General features: G+C 73.5%; 18 protein-coding genes. 11 read left to right on the top strand and 7 right to left on the bottom strand.

Translation table 11 applies throughout. The annotated features are described in order from the left end of the window. Positions 1-84 precede the first annotated feature (84 nt). Together RDV89_RS05880 and RDV89_RS05875 are read left to right on the top strand one after the other, a co-directional pair. The gene (locus RDV89_RS05880) at positions 85-2,973 is read left to right on the top strand and encodes an ExeM/NucH family extracellular endonuclease (protein WP_315732008.1); all 2,889 of its coding nucleotides are present in this window, start codon (positions 85-87) and stop codon (positions 2,971-2,973) included. A gap of 158 nt (positions 2,974-3,131) precedes the next feature. Continuing rightward, positions 3,132-3,467, top strand: coding sequence for a helix-turn-helix domain-containing protein (locus RDV89_RS05875; RefSeq protein ID WP_315732007.1), 336 nt, complete (start codon positions 3,132-3,134; stop codon positions 3,465-3,467). Between the two features lie 60 nt (positions 3,468-3,527). Here the strand turns inward: RDV89_RS05875 and RDV89_RS05870 are convergent, their stop codons facing one another. Together RDV89_RS05870 and RDV89_RS05865 are read right to left on the bottom strand one after the other, a co-directional pair. After that, positions 3,528-4,349 (bottom strand): Fpg/Nei family DNA glycosylase, encoded by an 822-nt coding sequence (locus RDV89_RS05870; RefSeq protein WP_315732006.1) that lies wholly within the window; start codon positions 4,347-4,349, stop codon positions 3,528-3,530. After that, positions 4,336-9,045, bottom strand: a complete 4,710-nt coding sequence (locus RDV89_RS05865) for an ATP-dependent helicase (RefSeq protein WP_315732005.1) — start codon at positions 9,043-9,045, stop codon at positions 4,336-4,338. The genes RDV89_RS05870 and RDV89_RS05865 overlap by 14 nt, the downstream gene beginning before the upstream one ends. Positions 9,046-9,121: 76 nt before the next feature. Here RDV89_RS05865 and RDV89_RS05860 point away from each other — a divergent pair, with 76 nt between their 5' ends. From RDV89_RS05860 to RDV89_RS05850, 3 genes are read left to right on the top strand one after another with little or no spacing between them, the layout of a single operon-like run. Beyond that, positions 9,122-10,087 carry an ABC transporter ATP-binding protein gene (locus tag RDV89_RS05860; RefSeq protein ID WP_315732004.1) on the top strand — a complete coding sequence of 322 codons (966 nt, stop codon included), beginning with the start codon at positions 9,122-9,124 and terminating at the stop codon, positions 10,085-10,087. Continuing rightward, positions 10,087-10,908, top strand: a complete 822-nt coding sequence (locus RDV89_RS05855; protein WP_315732003.1) for an ABC transporter permease — start codon at positions 10,087-10,089, stop codon at positions 10,906-10,908. The genes RDV89_RS05860 and RDV89_RS05855 overlap by 1 nt, the downstream gene beginning before the upstream one ends. Next, positions 10,908-11,756, top strand: a complete 849-nt coding sequence (locus tag RDV89_RS05850) for an ABC transporter permease (RefSeq protein ID WP_315732002.1) — start codon at positions 10,908-10,910, stop codon at positions 11,754-11,756. Before RDV89_RS05855 ends, RDV89_RS05850 begins: the two co-directional genes overlap by 1 nt. Positions 11,757-11,779: 23 nt before the next feature. On the opposite strand, the gene RDV89_RS05845 is transcribed toward RDV89_RS05850, so the two are convergent. Next, positions 11,780-12,310, bottom strand: a complete 531-nt coding sequence (locus tag RDV89_RS05845) for a GNAT family N-acetyltransferase (protein ID WP_315732001.1) — start codon at positions 12,308-12,310, stop codon at positions 11,780-11,782. A gap of 105 nt (positions 12,311-12,415) precedes the next feature. On the opposite strand from RDV89_RS05845, the gene RDV89_RS05840 reads away from it, so the two are divergent. The 6 genes from RDV89_RS05840 to RDV89_RS05815 all read left to right on the top strand — a co-directional run bounded on the left by RDV89_RS05840 (position 12,416) and on the right by RDV89_RS05815 (position 16,651). Further along, positions 12,416-12,610 (top strand): DUF3046 domain-containing protein, encoded by a 195-nt coding sequence (locus RDV89_RS05840; RefSeq protein WP_315732000.1) that lies wholly within the window; start codon positions 12,416-12,418, stop codon positions 12,608-12,610. A gap of 204 nt (positions 12,611-12,814) precedes the next feature. Then, positions 12,815-13,861, top strand: coding sequence for a recombinase RecA (gene recA / locus RDV89_RS05835; RefSeq protein WP_438823258.1), 1,047 nt, complete (start codon positions 12,815-12,817; stop codon positions 13,859-13,861). A gap of 97 nt (positions 13,862-13,958) precedes the next feature. Continuing rightward, on the top strand, positions 13,959-14,504 hold the full coding sequence (locus RDV89_RS05830) for a regulatory protein RecX (protein WP_315731998.1): 546 nt from the start codon (positions 13,959-13,961) through the stop codon (positions 14,502-14,504). A gap of 58 nt (positions 14,505-14,562) precedes the next feature. Further along, positions 14,563-15,426 (top strand): PPK2 family polyphosphate kinase, encoded by an 864-nt coding sequence (locus tag RDV89_RS05825; RefSeq protein WP_315731997.1) that lies wholly within the window; start codon positions 14,563-14,565, stop codon positions 15,424-15,426. Continuing rightward, positions 15,423-16,205: a HipA family kinase gene (locus tag RDV89_RS05820; protein ID WP_315731996.1), complete on the top strand. Its 783-nt coding sequence runs from the start codon at positions 15,423-15,425 to the stop codon at positions 16,203-16,205. Before RDV89_RS05825 ends, RDV89_RS05820 begins: the two co-directional genes overlap by 4 nt. Further along, entirely contained in the window at positions 16,202-16,651 is a 450-nt protein-coding gene (locus RDV89_RS05815; protein WP_315731995.1) for a DUF3037 domain-containing protein, read from the top strand. The genes RDV89_RS05820 and RDV89_RS05815 overlap by 4 nt, the downstream gene beginning before the upstream one ends. Here RDV89_RS05815 and RDV89_RS05810 read toward each other — a convergent pair. The 4 genes from RDV89_RS05810 to RDV89_RS05795 form a co-directional block, all read right to left on the bottom strand. Next, positions 16,615-17,358: a sirohydrochlorin chelatase gene (locus tag RDV89_RS05810; protein WP_315731994.1), complete on the bottom strand. Its 744-nt coding sequence runs from the start codon at positions 17,356-17,358 to the stop codon at positions 16,615-16,617. The two genes, RDV89_RS05815 and RDV89_RS05810, sit on opposite strands and share 37 nt — an antisense overlap. A 113-nt stretch (positions 17,359-17,471) precedes the next feature. Beyond that, positions 17,472-18,212, bottom strand: a complete 741-nt coding sequence (locus RDV89_RS05805; protein WP_315731993.1) for a phosphoadenylyl-sulfate reductase — start codon at positions 18,210-18,212, stop codon at positions 17,472-17,474. Then, on the bottom strand, positions 18,209-18,421 hold the full coding sequence (locus RDV89_RS05800; protein ID WP_315731992.1) for a hypothetical protein: 213 nt from the start codon (positions 18,419-18,421) through the stop codon (positions 18,209-18,211). The genes RDV89_RS05805 and RDV89_RS05800 overlap by 4 nt, the downstream gene beginning before the upstream one ends. Continuing rightward, entirely contained in the window at positions 18,414-20,141 is a 1,728-nt protein-coding gene (locus tag RDV89_RS05795; protein ID WP_315731991.1) for a nitrite/sulfite reductase, read from the bottom strand. Before RDV89_RS05795 ends, RDV89_RS05800 begins: the two co-directional genes overlap by 8 nt. Positions 20,142-20,188: the final 47 nt, after the last annotated feature.

Genomic DNA, 20,188 nt, shown 5'->3' with positions numbered 1-20,188 from the left:
GTCCGGCTGTCCATCCGTCTCGTCCGGGTCGAGTCGCGCGCGAGCCTGCGCGGGGCTGCTCTGGCGATGTCCGAAAGGCCGTCCGTGCCCCGATTCCCAGCCGATCACTCCCGGCCCCTCTCCTCCCTCCGGCGCCGCGGTCGCGGCGCCACCGCGGCCGTCGGCGCCGTCGCCGTCTCGGCGGCCGCGCTCGCCGCGGTGCCGACCAGTCCCGCCAGCGCGAACCCGCAGGGCACCGGTCTCCTCATCTCCGAGGTCTACGGCGGTGGCGGCAACAACGGTGGGGCGTTCAAGAACGACTTCATCGAGCTGTTCAACCCGACGACCGAGGAGATCAGCCTCGACGGCCTCGGGCTGCAGTACCGCTCCGCGTCCGGCGGTGGCGGCGGGTTCGAGCCCCTCAGCGGCGCGGTCGCCCCGGGCGGGTACTACCTCCTCGAGGCGGCGGAGGGGAGCAACAAGGACCAGCCGCCCCTTCCCACGCCGGACGCGGTCGTCCCGTTCTCGATGAGTGGCTCCGCCGGTCAGGTCCTCCTGGTCGACGGCACCAGCGCGTTCACCGGCTCCGGTGACGTCGCCGGCAACGCCGGCCTCGTCGACGCCCTCGGCTGGGGTTCGGCCACCACGACCTTCGAGGGTGCGCCGGCCGCCGGCACCGCGAACGCCACGAGCGTGGCCCGCAAGGTCGCGGCGACCGACTCGGACAACAACCTCGCCGACTTCGCGGTCGGTGCACCGACGCCGCAGAACTCGGGCGACGACGGCAGCGAGCCCGAGCCGCCGGCCGAGCCGGTCGAGGCCACCATCGCCGAGATCCAGGGCACCGCAGCCGTCACGCCGCTGCGGGGACAGCCCGTCGTGACCCGCGGCCTCGTGACCGCCACCTACCCGACCGGCGGCTTCAACGGCTTCTACATCCAGACGCCCGGCACCGGCGACGAGGTGAAGGGTCCGGACCAGGGCTCGAACGCCGTGTTCGTCTTCCAGGGCGGCGGGGACAAGGCGTACCCGGCCATCGGCGAGTACGTCGAGGTCACCGGCACGGCCGACGAGTACAACGGGCAGACCCAGGTCAACGCCGTCGACGGTTCGTACACGGTCGTCGACGAGGTCGTCGCTCCCGTCAAGGCGCGGGACTTCGCGCTGCCCGCGACCACCGACGCCGTCGAGCGGGAGGCGCAGCGCGAGCGCTACGAGGGCGAGCTGGTCCTGCCGAGCGAGACCTACACGGTCACGAACAACTTCAGCCTGAACCAGTACGCGGAGATCGGGCTCGCGCTCGGCGACACCCCGCTGATCACCCCGTCGGAGATCGCCCGCCCGGGCGACACCGAGGCGATCGCGCAGGCGCAGGCCCAGAACGCCGCCCGCGACGTGCGCCTCGACGACGGTGCCTCGATCGACTTCCTGTCGAACAAGGACATCCCGCTCCCGTGGATCGACGTCGAGCAGAGCGTGCGCGTGAACTCGTCGGTCCAGATCACCGAGCCGGTCATCTTCGACTGGCGCAACAACGCCTGGAAGTTCCAGCCGACCGAGCGCCTCGAGACCACGGCCGACGGGGGGCCGGCGACGTTCGAGGACACGCGCACCGACGCGCCCGAGGACGTCGGGGGCGACCTGACGATCGCGACGTTCAACGTCCTCAACTACTTCACCACCACCGGTGAGGACTGGGTCGCGGGCGGGACGGGCCGCGAGTGCAGCTACTACACCGACCGCGCCGGTGACCGTGTGACGACCAACCGCTGCAACCCCAACGGTCCGCGCGGTGCGGCGAACGACGTGAACCTGGAGCGCCAGGAGTCCAAGATCGTCGCGGCGATCGACGCGATCGACGCCGGCGTCGTGTCGCTGGAGGAGATCGAGAACTCGGCTGCGTTCGGCCAGGACCGCGACCAGGCGCTGTCGACGCTGGTCGACGCCCTCAACGAGGCGGCGGGCGAGGAGCGGTGGGCCTTCGTCCCCTCGCCCAGCGCTGTGCCGACGAACGAGGACGTCATCCGCACGGCGTTCATCTACCAGCCCGACGTGGTCGAGACGGTCGGCGAGTCCAGCATCCTGCTGGGCGACCCCGCCTTCTCCAACGCCCGCGAGCCGCTGGCCCAGGCTTTCCAGCCGATCGACGGTGGCGACCCCTTCACGGTGGTCGTCAACCACTTCAAGTCCAAGAGCAACTCGGACGCGGCGACCGGGGACAACGCGAACAACCCGATCACCGGCGCCTTCAACGGCGACCGGGTGCGTCAGGCGACCGCACTGTCCGCGTTCGCCGACGAGTTCGCGACGGAGGCAGGCACCGAGGCCGTCTTCCTCACGGGTGACTTCAACTCGTACTCGAAGGAGGACCCGGTCGTGGTCCTCGAAGACGCCGGCTACACCAACCTGGTCTCCGAGGGCGAGTGGAGCTACAGCTTCCAGGCCATGTCGGGGTCGCTCGACCACGTCTTCGCCAACGAGGCCGCGCTCGCGACCGTCACCGGCTCCGACGTCTGGGAGATCAACGCCGTCGAGCCGATCTCCTACGAGTACAGCCGCTACAACTACAACGCGACCGACTTCCACGCGCCGAACCCGTACCGGTCCTCGGACCACGAGCCGCACGTCGTCGGCATCTCGACGGGCGACGACACGCCCGAGCCGCCGGCCCCGGGCTCGATCGGCACCTACCAGAACGTGCAGGCCGCCTACCCGTACCGCTACGGCGGCGTGGGCAAGCCCAAGCGCCTCGCCGTCTGGTACGGCGGTCGCGACGGAGAGCGGATCACCGGTCGCGTCTACGTGACCACCCGTCAGCTCGGCTCGTCGTCCACCACGACGGCGTCGTACTGGTACGACCGCTACGGCCGCAACGTCTGGACCCCGCTGTTCAGCCAGCGCGGCTCGCACCAGGTGACGGTCTCGTTCGTGCCCAGCGACCCGGCGTACAAGTCGGTCTCGCACTCGTACTGGATCTGGGTCTCCGCCCGCTGACCCACCCGGTCGCACGACGTGTGCGGCGCCCCCGGCCCTCGAGTGAGCTCGAGGCCGGGGGCGTCGTCGTTCGCGACGACCCGCGCGGAATGTCGGAGGCATCGGGTAGCGTTGCACAGCACCCGGGGTCATCCGGACCGGACCAGAGAGGGACGCGCATGGTGCTCTTCCGACGCTCGCTGGGCGACGTGCTCCGCCGTGAGCGGATCGATCGCGGTCTGACGCTGCGCGAGGTGTCCGCCGGTGCCCGGGTCAGCCTGGGCTACATCTCCGAGATCGAGCGCGGTCAGAAGGAGGCCTCCTCCGAGCTGCTCGCCTCGCTGTGCGCCGCCCTCGAGCTCCCGCTGTCGTCCGTGCTGGCCGAGGTCAGCACGGCGGTCGCGCGCGAGGAGGCGGAGCTCGCCGGGGCGACCCCGATCCTGGTGCGTCGGCCGCTGGTCGCGCCGAGCGCCTCGACCGGGACAACCGGCGACGTCGTCGCCAGCGCCGCCTGACCCGTCCCGCCGCCTGACCCGTCCCGCCGCCTGACCCGTCCCGCCGCCTGGCCCGTCGCGTCAGGCCGGCTCGGGCTGGCAACGCGGGCACCACGACGTCGTGCGCTCGCCCTGGTGGGCCGGAGCCCGCGAGTCCGATCGGGCGGCCTTGACCACCGTCGTCCCGCAGCGCCGGCACGGCTTGCCGGCGCGTCCGTAGATCCACAGGTCCCGCCCGGGTCGGGCGACGCCGGTCGTCACCCGGTTCACGCGCTCGCGGTTCAGCACCAGCATCCGGTGCGCGAGGTCGACCACCCGCTCCAGGCGACCTTGGTCGTCCACGTCCGCCACCGCCGTCGCCGGGTGCAGGCCGGCCACGAAGCAGATCTCGTTGGCGAACACGTTGCCCACCCCCGCCAGCAGCCGCTGGTCCAGCAACGCCTCCCAGATCCCGCGGTCGGGCTCGGCCCGCAGCCGCAGCAACGCCTCGCTCGCGTCCCAGTCCGGGCCCAGCAGGTCGGGTCCGAGGTGACCGACGACGGAGTCCTCGTCGGCCGTCGCCAGCAGCTCGACGACGCCGAGGGCGAACCCGACCGCCTGCACCTGGCCGCGACGCAGGACGACCCGGGCCTCGTGGGCCGGGCGCCGCCACCGGTCCCGGGGTCCGTAGGCGTGCCAGACGCCCTCCATCTTCAGGTGGGTGTGCAGGGTCCACGCGCCGCTCTCGTGCTCGAGGCGCGTCAGCAGGTGCTTGCCGCGCGCCACCGTGCCGACGTGCAGCGAGCCCGCGAGGTCGACCGTCGCGAGCTGGGGCACGCGCAGGTCGACGACGTCGAGCCGGTGGCGTCCGAGCGCTCGGTCGACGCGCTGGGCGGCCTGGAAGACGGTGTCACCCTCGGGCACGCAGACGCAGTCCCTTCGGGGTCGTGACGAAGCCCGCCGCGCCGAGCGCCTGGCGCAGCGGGGAGTCGGGGGAGCCGAGCAGCGGGACGCCGTCGGCCTGGTGCAGCGTCAGCTGCCCGAGGCCACCCGCGACGACGGGCCCGGCCAGGGCGACCGCGGCCCGCCGCAGCGCCTCCGGGTCGTCGGTGAAGGTCAGCAGGGTGCGGCCCCCACGCTCGAGGTAGAGCGCGAGCGCACCGTCGTCGAGCACGACCACGGCCCCCGACTTGCGACCGGGCCGGTGACGTCCGGCGCCGTCGGCCGGCGCCTCGCGGTCGGCAGGCGGGTCCGGCCAGGGCAGTGCCGCACCGTACGGGTTCGCGGGGTCCGTGGCCGCCAGCACGTAGGTCGACGGCAGGTCGTCGCCGTCGTCCGCCGCGTCGGAGAAGGTGCGGAGCCGGTCGACCGCCCCCGCCGTGCCGAACTGGGCCGCCCCGAGGCCGGCCACGAAATATCCCCGCCGCACCCGCCCGGTGTCCTCGAAGGCGGCCAGCACCTTGTACGCCGCCGCGAAGCCGCCCGGGGCACCCTCGGCCACGACCGCACCGCGCGTGACGACCCCGTGGCGACCGAGCAGGAGCTCGGCGCCGGCATGCCCACGACGCGTCGGGTCGTCGTCCGGCACCGGCAGGAGAGCCCACCGGCCCGACGTGCTGGCGGAGGTGGTGGGACGCGCGCGCAGGCCGCCGGAGGGTCGGGCCGACAACGAGCCGATCCCCACGCCGCGGCCGCCGCCGGGGCGGCTGCGCGGGGTGGCGCGCCGCGTGCGGTGCGCCCCGGAGCCCCCGACCCGGCCGCGCAGCGGCGCGAGCGTGTCGTTGGTGACCCGCCCCGACCACACGAGGTCCCACAGCACGTCGGTCAGCGCGGTCTCCCGCGACGGACCGGTGCCGGTCAGGTCGACGAGCTGCCGGAAGAACAGGGCGCCGCCGGGCGCGAGCACCTCGAGGATCCGGTCGTGCAGCTCGGAGCCGTCGTAGGGCGCGGCCGGAGCGAGCGTGAGGTCGACGGTGTCGGCCGGGTGCAACGCGACCCACCCGTCGGTCCCCGGCAGCGTGCCCTGCCCCGACCACACCACCTCGCCGCTCGCCGTCAGCTCGTCGAGCAGGCCGGGCGTGTAGTCGCGCACGCGACCCGGCAGCACGAGCGACTCCCAGGCCGACGCCGGCACGGGGCATCCGGCCAGCTGCTCCACGACGCTCAGCACGCCGTCGACGCCGCGCAGACCGCCCTGACGCCGGGACCGCGCGGGCGCCTCGGACCATCGCTCCGGACGCCCGGAGCGATCCTCGGGCGGGGGCACGTCGGCCGCACGCACCGACTGCCAGGCGGGCAGGAAGCGCGCGAGCGCCGCCGGGTCGACCGGCTCGACCTCCTGGCGCAGGCGGGCCAGCGATCGGCTGCGCAGCCGCCGCAGGACCTCGGCGTCGCACCACTCGGAGCCCGAGCCGCCGGGCCGGAACTCGCCCTCCACCACCCGGCCGTCGCCCGCCAGGCGGGACAGGACCGAGGCGACGACGGCACCGCCGAGGCCCAGCCGCCCGGCGACCTCGCCCGTCGTGAAGGGGCCGTGGGTGCGGGCGTACCGCGCCACCAGGTCGCCCAGCGGGTCCTCGACGGGCTCGGTGAAGACCTGCGGCACGCCGGGCGGCACGGCGACGCCCAGCGCGTCGCGCAGCCGCGCGACGTCCTCGACCACGGCCCAGCGCTCCTCGCCGGCCACGCGCACCTGGACCACCCGTCGGGCCTCGGCGAGCCCGTCGAGCCAGGCGCTGACGGCGTCGGGCTCCTTCGAACGCGCGGCCGCCTCGTCAGTGGTCAGCGGCCCGATCACCCGGACCACGTCCACGAGCGCCTCCGCGTCCCGGGCGCGGCGCTCCTCCGGCAGCCGTTGCAGCTCGGCCTCGACCTCCTGCACGACGTCGGGGTCGAGCAGCTCGCGCAGCTCCGCGCGGCCGAGCAGCTCGGCCAGCAGCGCGGGGTCGAGGGCCAGCGCGGCGGCCCGGCGCTCGGCCAGGGGCGAGTCGCCCTCGTAGACGAACTGCGCGACGTACCCGAACAGCAGGCTGCGGGCGAACGGCGAGGGGGCCGGGGTCTCGACGTCGGAGACCTGCACCTCGCGCGTGCCGATCCGCCGGTGCAGCTCGAGCAGCCCGGGCAGGTCGTAGACGTCCTGCAGGCACTCGCGCACGGCCTCGAGGACGATGGGGAACGACGGGTACTTCGACGCGACCTCCAGCAGCTGCGCCGCGCGTTGGCGCTGCTGCCACAGCGGGGCGCGCCGGCCGGGGTCGCGGCGGGGGAGCAGCAGCGCGCGGGCCGCGCACTCGCGGAACCGCGAGGCGAACAGCGACGACGACCCCACCTCGGCGGTCACCAGCTGCTCGAGCTCGTCGGGGTCGAAGACCACCACGTCCGCGCCGGGCGGGTCCTCGCCCGTGTCGGGCAGGCGCACCACGATGCCGTCGTCGGCGGCGTGCGCCTGGCCGTCGACGCCGAAGCGCTCGCGCAGCCGCGCGTTGATCGCCAGCGCCCAGGGCGCGTGCACCGGAACGCCGTAGGGGGAGTGCAGCACGAGGCGCCAGTCGCCGAGCTCGTCGCGGAAGCGCTCGAGCACCAGCGTGCGGTCGGTGGGCAGGCTGCCGGTCGCCTCACGCTGCTCGCCCACGTACGCCACCAGGTTGCCCGCCGCGAACGCGTCGAGGCCGCGTCGCTGGGCCAGGGCGGTCGCCTTCGCGGGGGCCACCGCACCCAGCTCGCCGTGCAGCGCCCCGACCGCCGCGCCCAGCTCGGTCGGGCGTCCCGGGGCGTCGCCGCGCCAGAAGGGCAGGCGCCCGGGCACGCCCGGGGCGGGCGTGACCAGGACCCGGTCGTGGGTGATGTCCTCGATCCGCCAGCTGGTCGCTCCCAGGGCGAAGACGTCGCCCACCCGGGACTCGTAGACCATCTCCTCGTCGAGCTCGCCCACGCGGCGACCCGGCGAGCCCGCCTCCGCGCCGACGAGGAAGACGCCGAACAGTCCCCGGTCCGGGATCGTGCCGCCACTGGTCACCGCGAGCCGCTGCGCGCCCGGTCGCGCCGTCAGCGTGCCGCTCACGCGGTCCCACACGACGCGCGGGCGCAGCTCGGCGAACTCGTCGGACGGGTAGCGCCCGGCGAGCAGGTCGAGCGTGGCGTCGAAGGCGCTGCGGGGCAGGGCGGCGTAGGGCGCCGCCCGCCGCACCATGGTGAACAGCTCGTCGACCGTCGTCGGCTCGAGGGCCACCGCCGCCACGACCTGCTGGGCCAGGACGTCGAGCGGGTTCATCGGCACGCGCATCGACTCGATCGCGCCGGTGCGCATGCTCTCGACCGCGACCGCCGTCGGCGCGAGGTCGGCGCGGAACTGCGGGAACAGCACGCCGTGCGAGGTCTCGCCCACCTGGTGGCCCGCACGGCCGACGCGCTGCAGCGCGCTGGCGACGCTCGGGGGCGAGCCGATCTGCACGACGAGGTCCACGGCACCCATGTCGATGCCCAGCTCGAGGCTGCTGGTCGCGACGACGCAGGGCAGCCGGCCGGTCTTCAGGTCGTCCTCGATCAGCTCGCGCTGCTCGCGCGAGACCGAGCCGTGGTGCGCCCGCGCGACCGTGGGCGCCGCGCCGGCCGACGTGCCGGACCCGCCCCCGACCTGGGCGGGGTACGCCGGCGCCCCGCCCGCCTCGGGGGCGCCCGCCTCGCCCTCCTCCAGGCGCTCGGCGGCCAGCTCGTTCAGCCGGCCGGTCAGCCGCTCGGCCACGCGTCGCGAGTTCGCGAACACGATGGTCGAGCGGTGCTCCAGCACGAGGTCGAGGACGTGGTTCTCGACGTGCGGCCAGATCGAGGAGGCGGCGCGGCCCGAGGAGGGGTCGTCCTCGTCGTACTCGCCGGGAGCGGTCATGTCCTCGACCGGGACGACGACCTCGAGGTCCCACTCCTTCGGCGAGCCGGGGGAGACGACCTCGACCGGGTTGCTGCCGCCGAGGAACCGGGCGACCTCCTCCACCGGGCGCACGGTCGCGGACAGCCCGACCCGCTGGGCCGGTCGCTCGAGCAGGGCGTCCAGCCGCTCCAGGGTGAGTGCCAGGTGCGCGCCGCGCTTGGTGCTGGCGACCGCGTGCACCTCGTCCACGATCACGGTGCTCACGTTGCGCAGCGTCTCCCGCGCCTGCGAGGTCAGCATGAGGAACAGCGACTCGGGGGTCGTGATGAGGATGTCCGGCGGCCGGGTGCCGAGGCGACGTCGGTCGGCCGCCGACGTGTCGCCGGAGCGCACGCCGACGGTCACCTCGCCGACCTCCTGGCCCAGGCGCTCGGCGGTGGACCGGATCCCGACCAGCGGCGTGCGCAGGTTGCGCTCGACGTCGACGGCGAGCGCCTTGAGCGGCGAGACGTAGAGCACCCGGGTGCGCCGCAGCCGGTCCTCGGGCGTCTCCTCCGTGGCCAGGCGGTCCAGCGCCGAGAGGAACGCGGCCAGCGTCTTGCCCGAGCCCGTGGGCGCGACCACCAGCGCGTGGCGCCCCGAGCCGATCGCCTCCCACGCGCCGGCCTGGGCGGCCGTCGGCTCGGGGAACGCGGCCTCGAACCAGGCACGCGTCGGCTCGCCGAAACGCGCGAGGGGGGAGGTGGGCCGGGGCATGGACCAGAGTCTGACAGCGGGCACCGACAAAAACCCGTGGGCCGCCCGTCGGTGGCACGCCCTAGGGTGTGCCACCGTGACGGAGCATCTCGGGAGCGGGTCGGCGGTCGCCGGCGACGTCCTCATCCACGCGCGCGACCTGCGCAAGTCCTTCGGATCCTTCGAGGCGGTGCGCGGCATCGACGTCGACGTGCCGCGCGGCCAGGCCTTCGGCTTCCTCGGCCCCAACGGCGCCGGCAAGTCGTCGACCATGCGGATGGTCGCCGCGGTCTCGCCGCCGACGAGCGGGACGCTGCGCATCCTCGGGATGGACCCGTCCACGCACTCCTCGGCGATCAAGGCCCGCATCGGCGTGTGCCCGCAGGAGGACACGCTCGACCTCGAGCTGACGGTGCGCGACAACCTGGTGGTGTACGCGCGGTACTTCGGCATCCCGCGCCGCGCCGCCCGGGAGCGCGCCGACGAGCTGCTCGACTTCGTGCAGCTCGGCGACAAGGCCGGCGCCATGGTCGACGACCTCTCCGGCGGCATGAAGCGGCGCCTGACCATCGCGCGGTCGCTGGTGAACCGCCCCGAGATCCTGCTGCTCGACGAGCCGACCACCGGCCTGGACCCGCAGGCCCGTCACGTGGTGTGGGACCGCCTGTTCCGGCTCAAGGCCGAGGGCGTCACGCTCGTGCTGACCACGCACTACATGGACGAGGCCGAGCAGCTGTGCGACCGCCTCGTGGTGATGGACAAGGGCCGGATCGCGGCCGACGGGTCGCCGGCGGAGCTGGTGCGCGAGCACGTCGCCCGCGAGGTCGCCGAGATCCGCTTCGCCGCCGCCGACGGTTCCCACGTCGACCTCGCCGAGCGCGTGGCGGGCTTCGCGGAGCGCGTCGAGGTCCTGCCCGACCGCCTGCTGCTCTACAGCGCCGACGGGGAGCGCGCCGTCGCCGACGTGCACGCCGCCGGCCTGACCCCGTCGACCACGCTGGTGCGGCGCGCCTCGTTGGAGGACGTGTTCCTGCGCCTCACCGGCCGGACGCTGGTGGACTGATGAGCACGACGACGAGCCCGGGCACCGGCGTCGCGCCGCCCGGCACGGTGGCCGCGGCGCTGCGGCTCACGGCGTACTGGTCGACGGTCTTCCGGCGCACCTGGCGCGGCGGCGTGGTCTCGGCGCTGCTGACCCCGCTGCTCTACGTGGTCGCGATGGGCGTGCTGCTCGGCGGGTTCGTCCGTGCCGACGCCGCGGAGCTCGAGGGTGCGACCTCCTACCTGGCGTTCGTGGCGCCCGGCCTGCTGGCGGCGCACGCCATGCAGATGGTGATCGGCGAGACCACCTATCCCGTGATGTCGGGCGTGAAGTGGAACAAGACGTACTACGCGATGCACGCCGCGCCGATCGGCATCGGCGCGATCGTCCTGGCGCACCTGGTCTTCGTCGGCCTCCGCACGCTGCTGGCCTGCGCCGCGTTCGTCGCCGTGCTGACGCCCTTCGGGCTCTTCGCGACGTGGTACGCCCCGCTCCTCACCGTCGCGGTGCAGGTGCTGGTCGTCGGCGCCTTCGCGGCGCCCGTCTACGCCTTCTCCGCGGGCCTCGACAACGAGTGGGCCTTCAACCTGCTGTTCCGGCTCGGGATGATCCCGATGTTCCTGTTCTCCGGGGCGTTCTTCCCGGTCGCGAACCTGGCGGCGCCGCTGGAGCTGCTCGCCAAGCTCACGCCGCTGTGGCACGGGGTCGACCTCACCCGGATGGTGGCGCTCGGCACCGTGGACGCGGGCGCGGTCGTGGTGCACGTGGCGTACCTGGCCCTGCTCACCGCCGTCGGCGGCTGGCTGGCCGTGCGCCGCCTCGGCGCGAGGATGGTGCACTGATGCCGCTGCTGAACGCGACCCTGACGGCCGACGCCGCCCGGCGCGACCGGGCCGGCCGGGGCGATCGCCGCGGCTCGCCGCTGACGGCGCGCGAGGCCACCCGTCTCGTCGCGCTGCGCAACCTGATGGCGTACCGGCGCTACTGGATGGCCTTCGCGACCGGGTTCCTCGAGCCCGTGCTCTACCTGTTCTCGATCGGCATCGGTGTCGGGGCCCTGGTCTCGGGGTTCGAGGTCGGCGGGGAGGAGATCGGGTACGCGGCGTTCGTGGCGCCCGCGATGCTCGCGACGTCGGCGATGAACGGCGCGCTCTACGACGCGACCTTCAACTTCTTCCACAAGCTGCGCTTCGGAAAGCTGTTCGACCAGATGCTCGCCACCCCGCTGACCACCATGGACGTGGCGCGCGGGGAGATGACGTGGTCGCTGGCGCGGGGCGGCATCTACGCCCTCGTGTTCTGGCTGGTGATGGTCGCGATGGGGCTCGTGGACTCGTGGTGGGGCCTGCTGGCGCCCGCCGCCGCCCTGCTGATCGGGTGGGCGTTCGCCGGGGTCTGCATGGCGGTCACCACGTTCATGCGCTCGTGGCAGGACTTCGAGTACGTCACGCTGGCGACGCTGCCGATGTTCCTGTTCTCGGCGACCTTCTTCCCGGTCACCGCGTTCCCGACCTGGCTGCAGTGGGTGATCGAGGTGACGCCGCTGTACCGCGGCGTCGTCCTCGTGCGCGAGCTGTGCACCGGACACGTCACCTGGGGCGCCGCCTTCTCGGTCGTCTACCTCGTCGGTCTCGGCCTGCTCGGGCTCGCCGTGGTGCGCCGCCGGCTGGACCGTCTGCTGCTGTCCTAGGTGCCGGCCCCGCCCGGGGCGGCTCAGCCGAGGACGGCGTCGCCGGTGGGCATGTTGACCAGCATGCGCTGGTAGAAGGCCATGTCGATCCACTGGTCGAACTTGTAGCCCACCTGGCGGAACTCGCCGACCTTGGTGAACCCGCACGCGATGTGCAGCCGCTCGCTCGCCGGGTTGGGCAGCGAGACGGCGGCGATCGCGGTGTGCACGCCCGAGACGGCCATCGTCTGCAGCAGGGCGGGGTAGAGCATCCGGCCGACCCCGCGTCCGCGCACCGACCCGTCGAGGTAGACCGACGTCTCCCGGGTCAGGTCGTAGGCCGGACGGGGCCGGAACGACCAGGAGTACGCGTAGCCCACCACGCGGTCGTCGGTGTCGACGGCCACCAGGAGGTGGTCGCCCGGGTGCTCGCCGTCGAGCCGCGCCCGCCAGTACTCCGAGTCGGGAGGGTCCAGGTCGAACGTCGCGAGGGTGTGCTCCACGGCGTGGTTGTAGATCGCCGCGATGCTGGGCAGGTCACGCTCGGTCGCCGACCGGGTCGAGTACTCCGACATCCGGCTATCTTCTCGCACCGGACGTCCCCGTGGTGCGCGGCAGGTGCAGATGGGTGAGGATGAAGGGGTGCCGATGCCCGCCACGACCCGTCCCACGCCCGCCCCATGAGGCACACGGAGCTCCGCCGTCGGCTGGAGGCCGCCCTCGGGGAGGCGCACGCCGCGACGTGGGCGGACATGCAGGTGATGTCCGCGCTCGGCGGGCGGACGGTGAACGAGGCGCTGGCGGCGGGCGTCAGCCCCAAGGACGTCTGGGCGGCCGTGTGGGAGCGGCTCGAGCTGCCCGCCTCCGAGCGCTGACGCGTCGCGACACGCCGACACGGTGGCGGTGATCGAACAGATGTTCGTCTACGCTTCCTGTCCACAAGCACACATCGGGTCGAGCTTCTCCCCAGACGACGACGGGCCAGCCCGCGTTGTCGGTGGTCCGGCCTAACGTCGTGCTCACACGAACCAGGGGTGGTCCACGAGGCCGCCGACGACTCGGGCGCAGGCCCGGAGGGGATGAGGACCATGGCTGGTGCAGACCGCGGCAAGGCGCTCGACACGGCGCTCGCGAGCATCGAGAAGCAGTTCGGCAAGGGCTCGATCATGCGGCTGGGCGACGACACCCGCGCGCCGCTCGAGGTGATCCCGACCGGGTCGATCGCGCTCGACGTGGCGCTGGGCCTCGGCGGCCTCCCGCGCGGTCGCGTCGTCGAGATCTACGGTCCGGAGTCCTCCGGAAAGACGACCGTCGCGCTGCACGCGGTCGCCAGCGCGCAGCGCGCCGGCGGCATCGTGGCGTTCATCGACGCCGAGCACGCGCTCGACCCGGAGTACGCGAAGGCGCTCGGCGTCGACACGGACGCCCTGCTGGTCTCGCAGCCCGACTCGGGTGAGCAGGCGCTCGAGATCGCCGACATGCTGGTGCGTTCCGGCGCCCTGGCCCTCGTCGTGATCGACTCCGTCGCCGCGCTCGTGCCCAAGGCCGAGATCGAGGGCGAGATGGGCGACAGCCACGTCGGCCTCCAGGCGCGACTGATGAGCCAGGCGCTGCGCAAGATGACCGGTGCCCTCAACGGGGCTGGCACGACCGCCATCTTCATCAACCAGCTGCGCGAGAAGATCGGCGTGATGTTCGGCTCGCCCGAGACCACGACCGGTGGCCGGGCGCTGAAGTTCTACTCGTCGGTGCGCCTCGACGTGCGCCGCATCGAGACGCTCAAGGACGGCACCGACATGGTCGGCAACCGCACCCGCGTCAAGGTCGTGAAGAACAAGGTCGCGCCGCCGTTCAAGCAGGCCGAGTTCGACATCATGTACGGCAAGGGCATCAGCCGCGAGGGCGGCCTCATCGACGTCGGCGTCGAGGCGGGCCTCGTCCGCAAGGCGGGTGCCTGGTACACGTACGAGGGCGACCAGCTCGGCCAGGGCAAGGAGAACGCGCGCAACTTCCTGCGCGACAACCCCGACCTCGCCAACGAGCTCGAGAAGAAGATCCTCGAGAAGCTGGGCGTCGGCCCGCAGGTCGACCAGCCCGACGAGCCGATCGGCGTCGATGACTTCTGAGCGGCCGCGCGGCTCGCGTCGACGGGCCCGGCAGGGCCCGTCGGCCCGGTCGGGCCCGCCGGGCGAGGCCGCATCCCCTCCACCCCCCGACCCAGCGGTGGAGGGTGAGGAAGCCGACCCGGAGCGGGTCGCCCGCACCATCCTGCTCGACCAGCTCACCGGCCGCGCGCGCAGCCGCAAGGAGCTGGCCGACAAGCTGGCCTCCCGTGACGTGCCGGAGGAGGTGGCCACGCGCCTGCTCGACCGGTTCGAAGAGGTGGGCCTCGTCGACGACGAGGCGTTCGCCCGCATGTGGGTCGACGGACGTCGCTCCTCGAAGGGGCTGGCGCGTCGCGCGCTCGGCCACGAGCTGCGGCGCAAGGGCATCGACGCGCCGACCGTCGAGGCGGCGCTCGACGAGGTCGACCCCGACGACGAGCGCGAGACCGCCCGCGTTCTGGTGCGCCGCAAGCTGCGCTCGATGCAGGGCCTTGAGACCGCGGTGGCGACGCGCCGACTGGTGGGGATGCTGGCGCGCAAGGGCTACGGCTCCGGGGTGGCGTACGCGGTGGTGGCCGAGGAGCTGAGGCGCGACCGCGAGGGTGGCGACGACGACGAGCTGCTCGACGGTCTCGACGGCGCGGGCGAGGACTTCGGTCTCTGAGGCCCGGTCCCGCCGGCCCTCGACCCGCCTGCCCCCGCCCCGGTGGGATAGTGGCGCGGTGGACGTCTCCGAGCTGCCGGCCCCGACCGGGCCCTGGTCCCTGACCGACATCGACCCGTCCGCCACCCCGGGCTGGAGCGAGGGCAAGGCCGCCGGCCGCGCGCACCTCGAGTCGCTCGGCCCCGAGCTGGCCGACCTCCAGGAGCGGCTGTTCGCGGAGGGACGCACCCGACCGGGAGCCCGCCGTGTGCTGCTGGTGCTGCAGGGCATGGACACCTCCGGCAAGGGCGGCACCGTCCGCAAGGTGATGCGCCTGCTCGACCCGCAGGGGGTCCGCGTCGCCTCCTTCTCCAGCCCGACCCCCGAGGAGCTGAGCCACGACTTCCTGTGGCGCGTGCGCCCGCGGGTCCCGGCGCCGGGCCAGGTCGGCGTCTTCGACCGCTCCCACTACGAGGACGTGCTGATCGCCCGCGTGCGCTCGCTGGTGCCGGCCGACGAGGTCGAGCGTCGCTACGCGGCGATCCGCGACTTCGAGGCCGAGCTCGTGGCCGGCGGCACCCGGGTGGTCAAGGTGCTGCTGCACGTCTCGCCCGACGAGCAGCGCCGGCGGCTGCTCGAGCGGCTCGACGATCCCACCAAGCACTGGAAGTTCTCGCCGGCCGACATCGACGACCGGGCGCTGTGGGCGGACTACCAGCGCGCGTACGAGATCGCCGTCGAGCGCACCACGACCCCCGACGCGCCTTGGTTCGTCGTCCCCGCGGAGTCGAAGTGGTACCGCAACCTCGCCGTGGCCTCGCTGCTGCTGCGCGAGCTGCGCGCGCTGGACCTGGAGTGGCCGAGCGCCTCGTTCGACCCCGACGAGCAGCGCCGCCGCCTCGTCGACGCCGACCCGCTCGCGACCGCGGCGGAGCAGGCGTGAGCCCCTCGGTGCCGTCCCTGGACGTCCAGCGCGTCGTCCGCTACGTCACGCCGCTGCGCGAGGGCGGGAGCCTGCCCGGGATCGTGGAGTCCGACGACCTGGGCACGTACGTCTGCAAGTTCCGCGGAGCGGGCCAGGGCCTGCGGGTCCTCGTCGCGGAGGTGATCGTCAGTGGGCTCGCGGAGGCGCTCGGCATCCGCACGCCCCGGCTCGTCGTCCTCGACCTGGGTGCCGACATCGCCCGCTACGAAGCCGACGAGGAGGTCCAGGACCTGCTGCGCGCGAGCATCGGGCGCAACCTCGGCGTCGACTTCCTGCCGGGCGCGTTCGGCTTCGACGAGACCAGCACGACCCCCGACGAGGTCGCGCGTGCGGTGCTCTGGCTGGACGCCTTCACCGCGAACGTCGACCGGTCCTGGCGCAACCCGAACCTGCTGCTGTGGCACGGCGACGTGTGGGCGATCGACCACGGCGCGTCGCTGTACTTCCACCACGCCTGGTCCGGCGGCGTCACCGACCCCGCGCGCTTCGCGGCCCAGCCCTGGCGCGTGGACGACCACGTCTTCGCCGACCGGGTGCCGCTGCTCGCGGCGTACGACACGCAGGCCCGCGAGGCGCTGGGCGGCGACGTGCTGGCCGACGTCGTCGCGCGCGTCCCCGACGACTGGCTCGACCCCGTGCCCGGCGCCGGAGACCCGGCGGCCGTGCGGGAGGCGTACCTGCGGTTCCTGCGCGCCCGGCTGGCCGGTCGCGCCTGGCTCCCGGGGGTGGACGCGTGAGCGGGCCCGAGCAGCACCCCTACCAGTACGTCGTGCTGCGCTGCGTGCCGCGCGTGGACCGCGAGGAGTTCCTCAACGTCGGCGTGGTGCTCTACTGCGAGGAGTCGCGCTTCCTCGACGCTGCCTGGAGCGTGGACGAGGCCCGGCTGCAGGCGGCGTTCCCGGCCCTCGACCTCGGAGCCCTGTGCCGCGCGCTGGAGTACGTCGAGGGCGTGTGCGCGGGCGACGAGCGGGCCGGTGCGGCTGGCGGGCACGCCCCCGGCACGCGCTTCGGGTTCCTCAAGGCGCCGCGCAGCACCGTCGTGCAGCCCGGCCCCGTCCACGGTGGCGTGGCAGCCGATCCCGCAGCCGCGCTGCGCCGGCTGCGGGACCGGCTGGTCGGGCCGGAGAGGCCCCAGGAGCCGGGGTCTCAGACCGGGACGAGCTCGACCGCGCCGACGGCGTAGCGCGCCAGCACGACGCGGGCGACCTCCGGGTGCGCGCCCAGCGGCGCGGACACGGCCACCGCACCGGCCTCGAGGGCGAGCTCCGCGGCGCGGTCCGGCAGCTTGCCGGGCGCCAGGAACAGCGAGGCGACCGCCACGTGGCGACGACCCTCCGCGCGGAACGCGCGCACGGCCTCGCCGGTGGCCGGGGGAGCGCTCGCGGCGAACGCGGCGGTCACCGGCAGCTTGTGGCGCGCGCCCCAGACCCGGGCCAGGCGGGCGACGGCCTGGTTGGCCAGCGCGTCGCTGGAGCCGGCCGCGGCGAGGACCAGCGCGTCGAGCTCACGGACGCGGGCGGCCCGCAGCGCGGAGCGCAGCCGCTCGTCGAGCACCTGCAGGAACACCTGCTCGAGACCGAGGATGTGCGACGCGCGGATCTGCAGGCCCTCGTGGCGCGCGGTGGCCTCGGCGATCGCGGCCGGGACGTCGACCTTGGCGTGGTAGGCGTCCGAGAGCAGCAGCGGCACGACGACGATCTCGTCGTGACCGGCGCGGACGAGCTTGTCGACGACGGTCTGGAACGTGGGCTTCGACAGCTCGAGGAACGCGGCCTCGACGCGCAGGTCGGGGCGCTGGGCGCGGACCTCGCCGACGAGGGCCTTGATGGTGGCGGCGGAACGCGGGTCCCGGCTGCCGTGGGCGAGGGCGATGAGAGCGGGGGCGGCCATGACGGCCTCCTTCGAGGGAGTTGGTCGCGGGGCGACCGGTGTGTGCTGCGTGTTCGGGGCGAGGCTCCGCCGTGGAGCCCGCGTGACGTGTCAGAACCGGGCGGGTGCCCGCATCACATGTGGATGCCGCACTCCGTCTTGTTCGTGCCGGCCCAGCGCCCGCTGCGCGGGTCCTCGCCGGGCGCGACGCGCCGCGTACACGGCCAACAGCCGATCGACGGGTAGCCGTCGTAGGCCAGGGGGTTGACCAGCACCCCGTTCTCCTCCACGTAGCGGTCGACGTCGTCGTCGGACCACCGGGCGATGGGGGAGACCTTCACCTTCTGCTTCTTCGCGTCCCAGCCGATCACCGGGGCGATGACCCGGTTCCTGGTCTCGGCGCGCCGCAGGCCCGTGGCCCACGCGTCGTAGCCGTCGAGCGACGTGCGCAGCGGCTCCACCTTCCGCAGCGCGCAGCAGCGGTCGGGGTCGCGGCGGAAGAGCTCGGGTCCGAGCTCGGCGTCCTGCTCCTCCACGCTCTGACGGGGCTGGATGGTGATGACGTTGACGTCCATCGTCGCGGCCACGGCGTCACGGGTGCCGATCGTCTCCGCGAAGTGGTAGCCGGTGTCGAGGAAGACGACGTCGACGCCGGGGGCGACCTTGGCCGCCAGGTGCGCGAGCACCGCGTCGCCCATCGACGAGGTCAGGCAGAAGCGCTCGCCGAAGGTGGCGTACGCCCACTCGATGATGTCCTCGGCGGGCGCGAGCTCCAGCTCGGCGCCGACGTGCTGCACGATCTCGCGCAGCTCCTCGGGCGTGCGGCCCTCGGTGAGGCTGCCGCGGTTCTCGCGGGCGACCTGGGTGGCGATCATCGGGTCTCTCCCTTCGACGGGGTGCCGACGCCGGCCGGGCGGCGCAACCGTCCGATCAGGCGCACGGAGAAGGCGCGCAGGCAGGAGCGGCACTCCCACGCGCCCGCGGGGGAGGACACCTCGCCGGTCTCGGCGTCGGTGACCTCGTGGGGACGCAGGTCCTCGTCCGCGCAGTAGGGGCAGTGGTAGGGGACGGCGCGCTCAGACACGGGCCACCTCCCTCGCCGCGTCGACCGGCTCGCCGCGCAGGAGCGCCTCGTCGGCCCGCACGACCCAGGTGGCGAAGCTCTCGCCGTCCTGCCGGTCGTCCAGGTACGCCGTGACCACGGCCGTGACGTAGTCGTCGAGGCCGGCGCTGGTCACCTTGTGCGCCCGCAGCTTGCGGCCGAAGTTGGCGTTCAGGCCGGTCGCTCCGCCGAGGTGGACCTGGAAGCCCTCGACCTGCCGGCCGTCCTCGTCCATGACGAGCTGGCCCTTGAGGCCGAAGTCGGCGACCTGGGTGCGGGCGCAGGCGTTGGGGCAGCCGTTGACGTTGATCGTGATCGGCACGTCGAGGTCGGGGATGCGCTGCTCGAGGGAGGCGATGAGGTCGCGGCTGCGGTCCTTCGTGTCGACGATCGCGAGCTTGCAGTACTCGATGCCCGTGCACGCCATCGTGTTCTGCCGCCAGTTCGACGGCCGGCCGGACAGGCCGATGGCCTCGGCGGCCGCGAGGAAGTCCTCGACGCTCTCCGGGTCGACGCCGAGCACGACGACCTTCTGGTACGCGGTGAGCCGCGCACCCGCCGCACCGAACTCCTCGACCAGGTCGCCGAGCGCGGTGAGGATCGTGCCGGAGACACGGCCGACGACCGGCGCGAGACCGACGTAGAGCTTGCCGTCCTTCTGCTCGTGCACGCCGATGTGGTCGCTCTGGCGCTCCGGGGACTCCGGCGACGGGTTGTCGACGAGCGTCCGCTGCAGGTACTCGGTCTCGAGCACCTCCCGGAACTTCTCCTTGCCCCAGTCGGCCAGCAGGAACTTGAGGCGGGCCTTGGAGCGCAGGCGGCGGTAGCCGTAGTCGCGGAAGATGCTCGCGACGCCCTCCCAGGCGTCGGGGACCTCGTCGAGCGGGATCCACACGCCGAGCTTGTGGGCCAGCATCGGGTTGGTCGACAGGCCGCCGCCGACCCACAGGTCGAAGCCCGGGCCGTGCTCGGGGTGGACGGTCCCGACGAAGGAGACGTCGTTGGTCTCGGGCGACACGTCGTGGCTGGGGTGGCCGGTCAGCGCGGTCTTGAACTTGCGGGGGAAGTTCGAGAACGCCGGGTCGCCGATGTAGCGGCGCTTGATCTCCTCGAGGGCCGACGTGCCGTCGATGATCTCGTCCGCGGCGACGCCGGCCACCGGCGAGCCGAGGAACGGCCGCGGCGAGTCGCCGCAGGCCTCGAGCGTGTCGAGCCCGGCGGCGTCGAGGATCTCCCAGATCTGCGGCACGTCCTCCACGCGGATCCAGTGGTACTGGATGTTCTCGCGGTCGGTGACGTCCGCGGTGTCGCGGGCGAACTCGGTGCCGACCCGACCCAGGGCGCGCAGGGCGTCGGGGGAGAGCAGCGCACCGTCGGAGCGGACGCGCATCATGAAGAAGCGGTCGTCGAGCTCCTCCTCCTCGAGCATCGCGGTCTTGCCGCCGTCGAAGCCGGGGGCGCGCTGGGTGTAGAGGCCCATCCAGCGGAACCGCCCACGCAGGTCGGCGGGATCGATCGAGTCGAAGCCGCGCTTCGAGTAGATGTTGATGATCCGGGCGCGCACGTTGAGCGGGTTGTCGTCCTTCTTGGACTGCTCGTTCTTGTTCAGCGGCTCCGTGTAGCCGAGCGCCCACTGGCCCTCGCCACGCTTGCGGCGGGGAGTGCGGGCGGGGGCGGTACGGCTCGGGGTGGGGGAGTTCACTGCAGAGTCCTTCGGCGGTCTGCGACCGCAGGGCAGGGGACGACCAG

The organism is Nocardioides imazamoxiresistens (genome assembly GCF_032378595.1).
GTDB lineage: Bacteria > Actinomycetota > Actinomycetes > Propionibacteriales > Nocardioidaceae > Nocardioides > Nocardioides imazamoxiresistens.
This window is presented reverse-complemented; position numbering and strand designations above follow the sequence as displayed.

Excerpts from the sequence above, each read along its gene's own strand:
- RDV89_RS05840 (WP_315732000.1), top strand. The coding sequence starts at position 12,416 with ATGAGGCACACGGAGCTCCGCCGTCGGCTGGAGGCCGCCCTCGGGGAG.
- RDV89_RS05865 (WP_315732005.1), bottom strand. The coding sequence starts at position 9,045 with ATGCCCCGGCCCACCTCCCCCCTCGCGCGTTTCGGCGAGCCGACGCGT.
- RDV89_RS05875 (WP_315732007.1), top strand. The coding sequence starts at position 3,132 with ATGGTGCTCTTCCGACGCTCGCTGGGCGACGTGCTCCGCCGTGAGCGG.
- RDV89_RS05855 (WP_315732003.1), top strand. The coding sequence starts at position 10,087 with ATGAGCACGACGACGAGCCCGGGCACCGGCGTCGCGCCGCCCGGCACG.
- RDV89_RS05805 (WP_315731993.1), bottom strand. The coding sequence starts at position 18,212 with ATGATCGCCACCCAGGTCGCCCGCGAGAACCGCGGCAGCCTCACCGAG.
- RDV89_RS05850 (WP_315732002.1), top strand. The coding sequence starts at position 10,908 with ATGCCGCTGCTGAACGCGACCCTGACGGCCGACGCCGCCCGGCGCGAC.
- RDV89_RS05845 (WP_315732001.1), bottom strand. The coding sequence starts at position 12,310 with ATGTCGGAGTACTCGACCCGGTCGGCGACCGAGCGTGACCTGCCCAGC.
- recA (WP_438823258.1), top strand. The coding sequence starts at position 12,815 with ATGAGGACCATGGCTGGTGCAGACCGCGGCAAGGCGCTCGACACGGCG.
- RDV89_RS05810 (WP_315731994.1), bottom strand. The coding sequence starts at position 17,358 with ATGGCCGCCCCCGCTCTCATCGCCCTCGCCCACGGCAGCCGGGACCCG.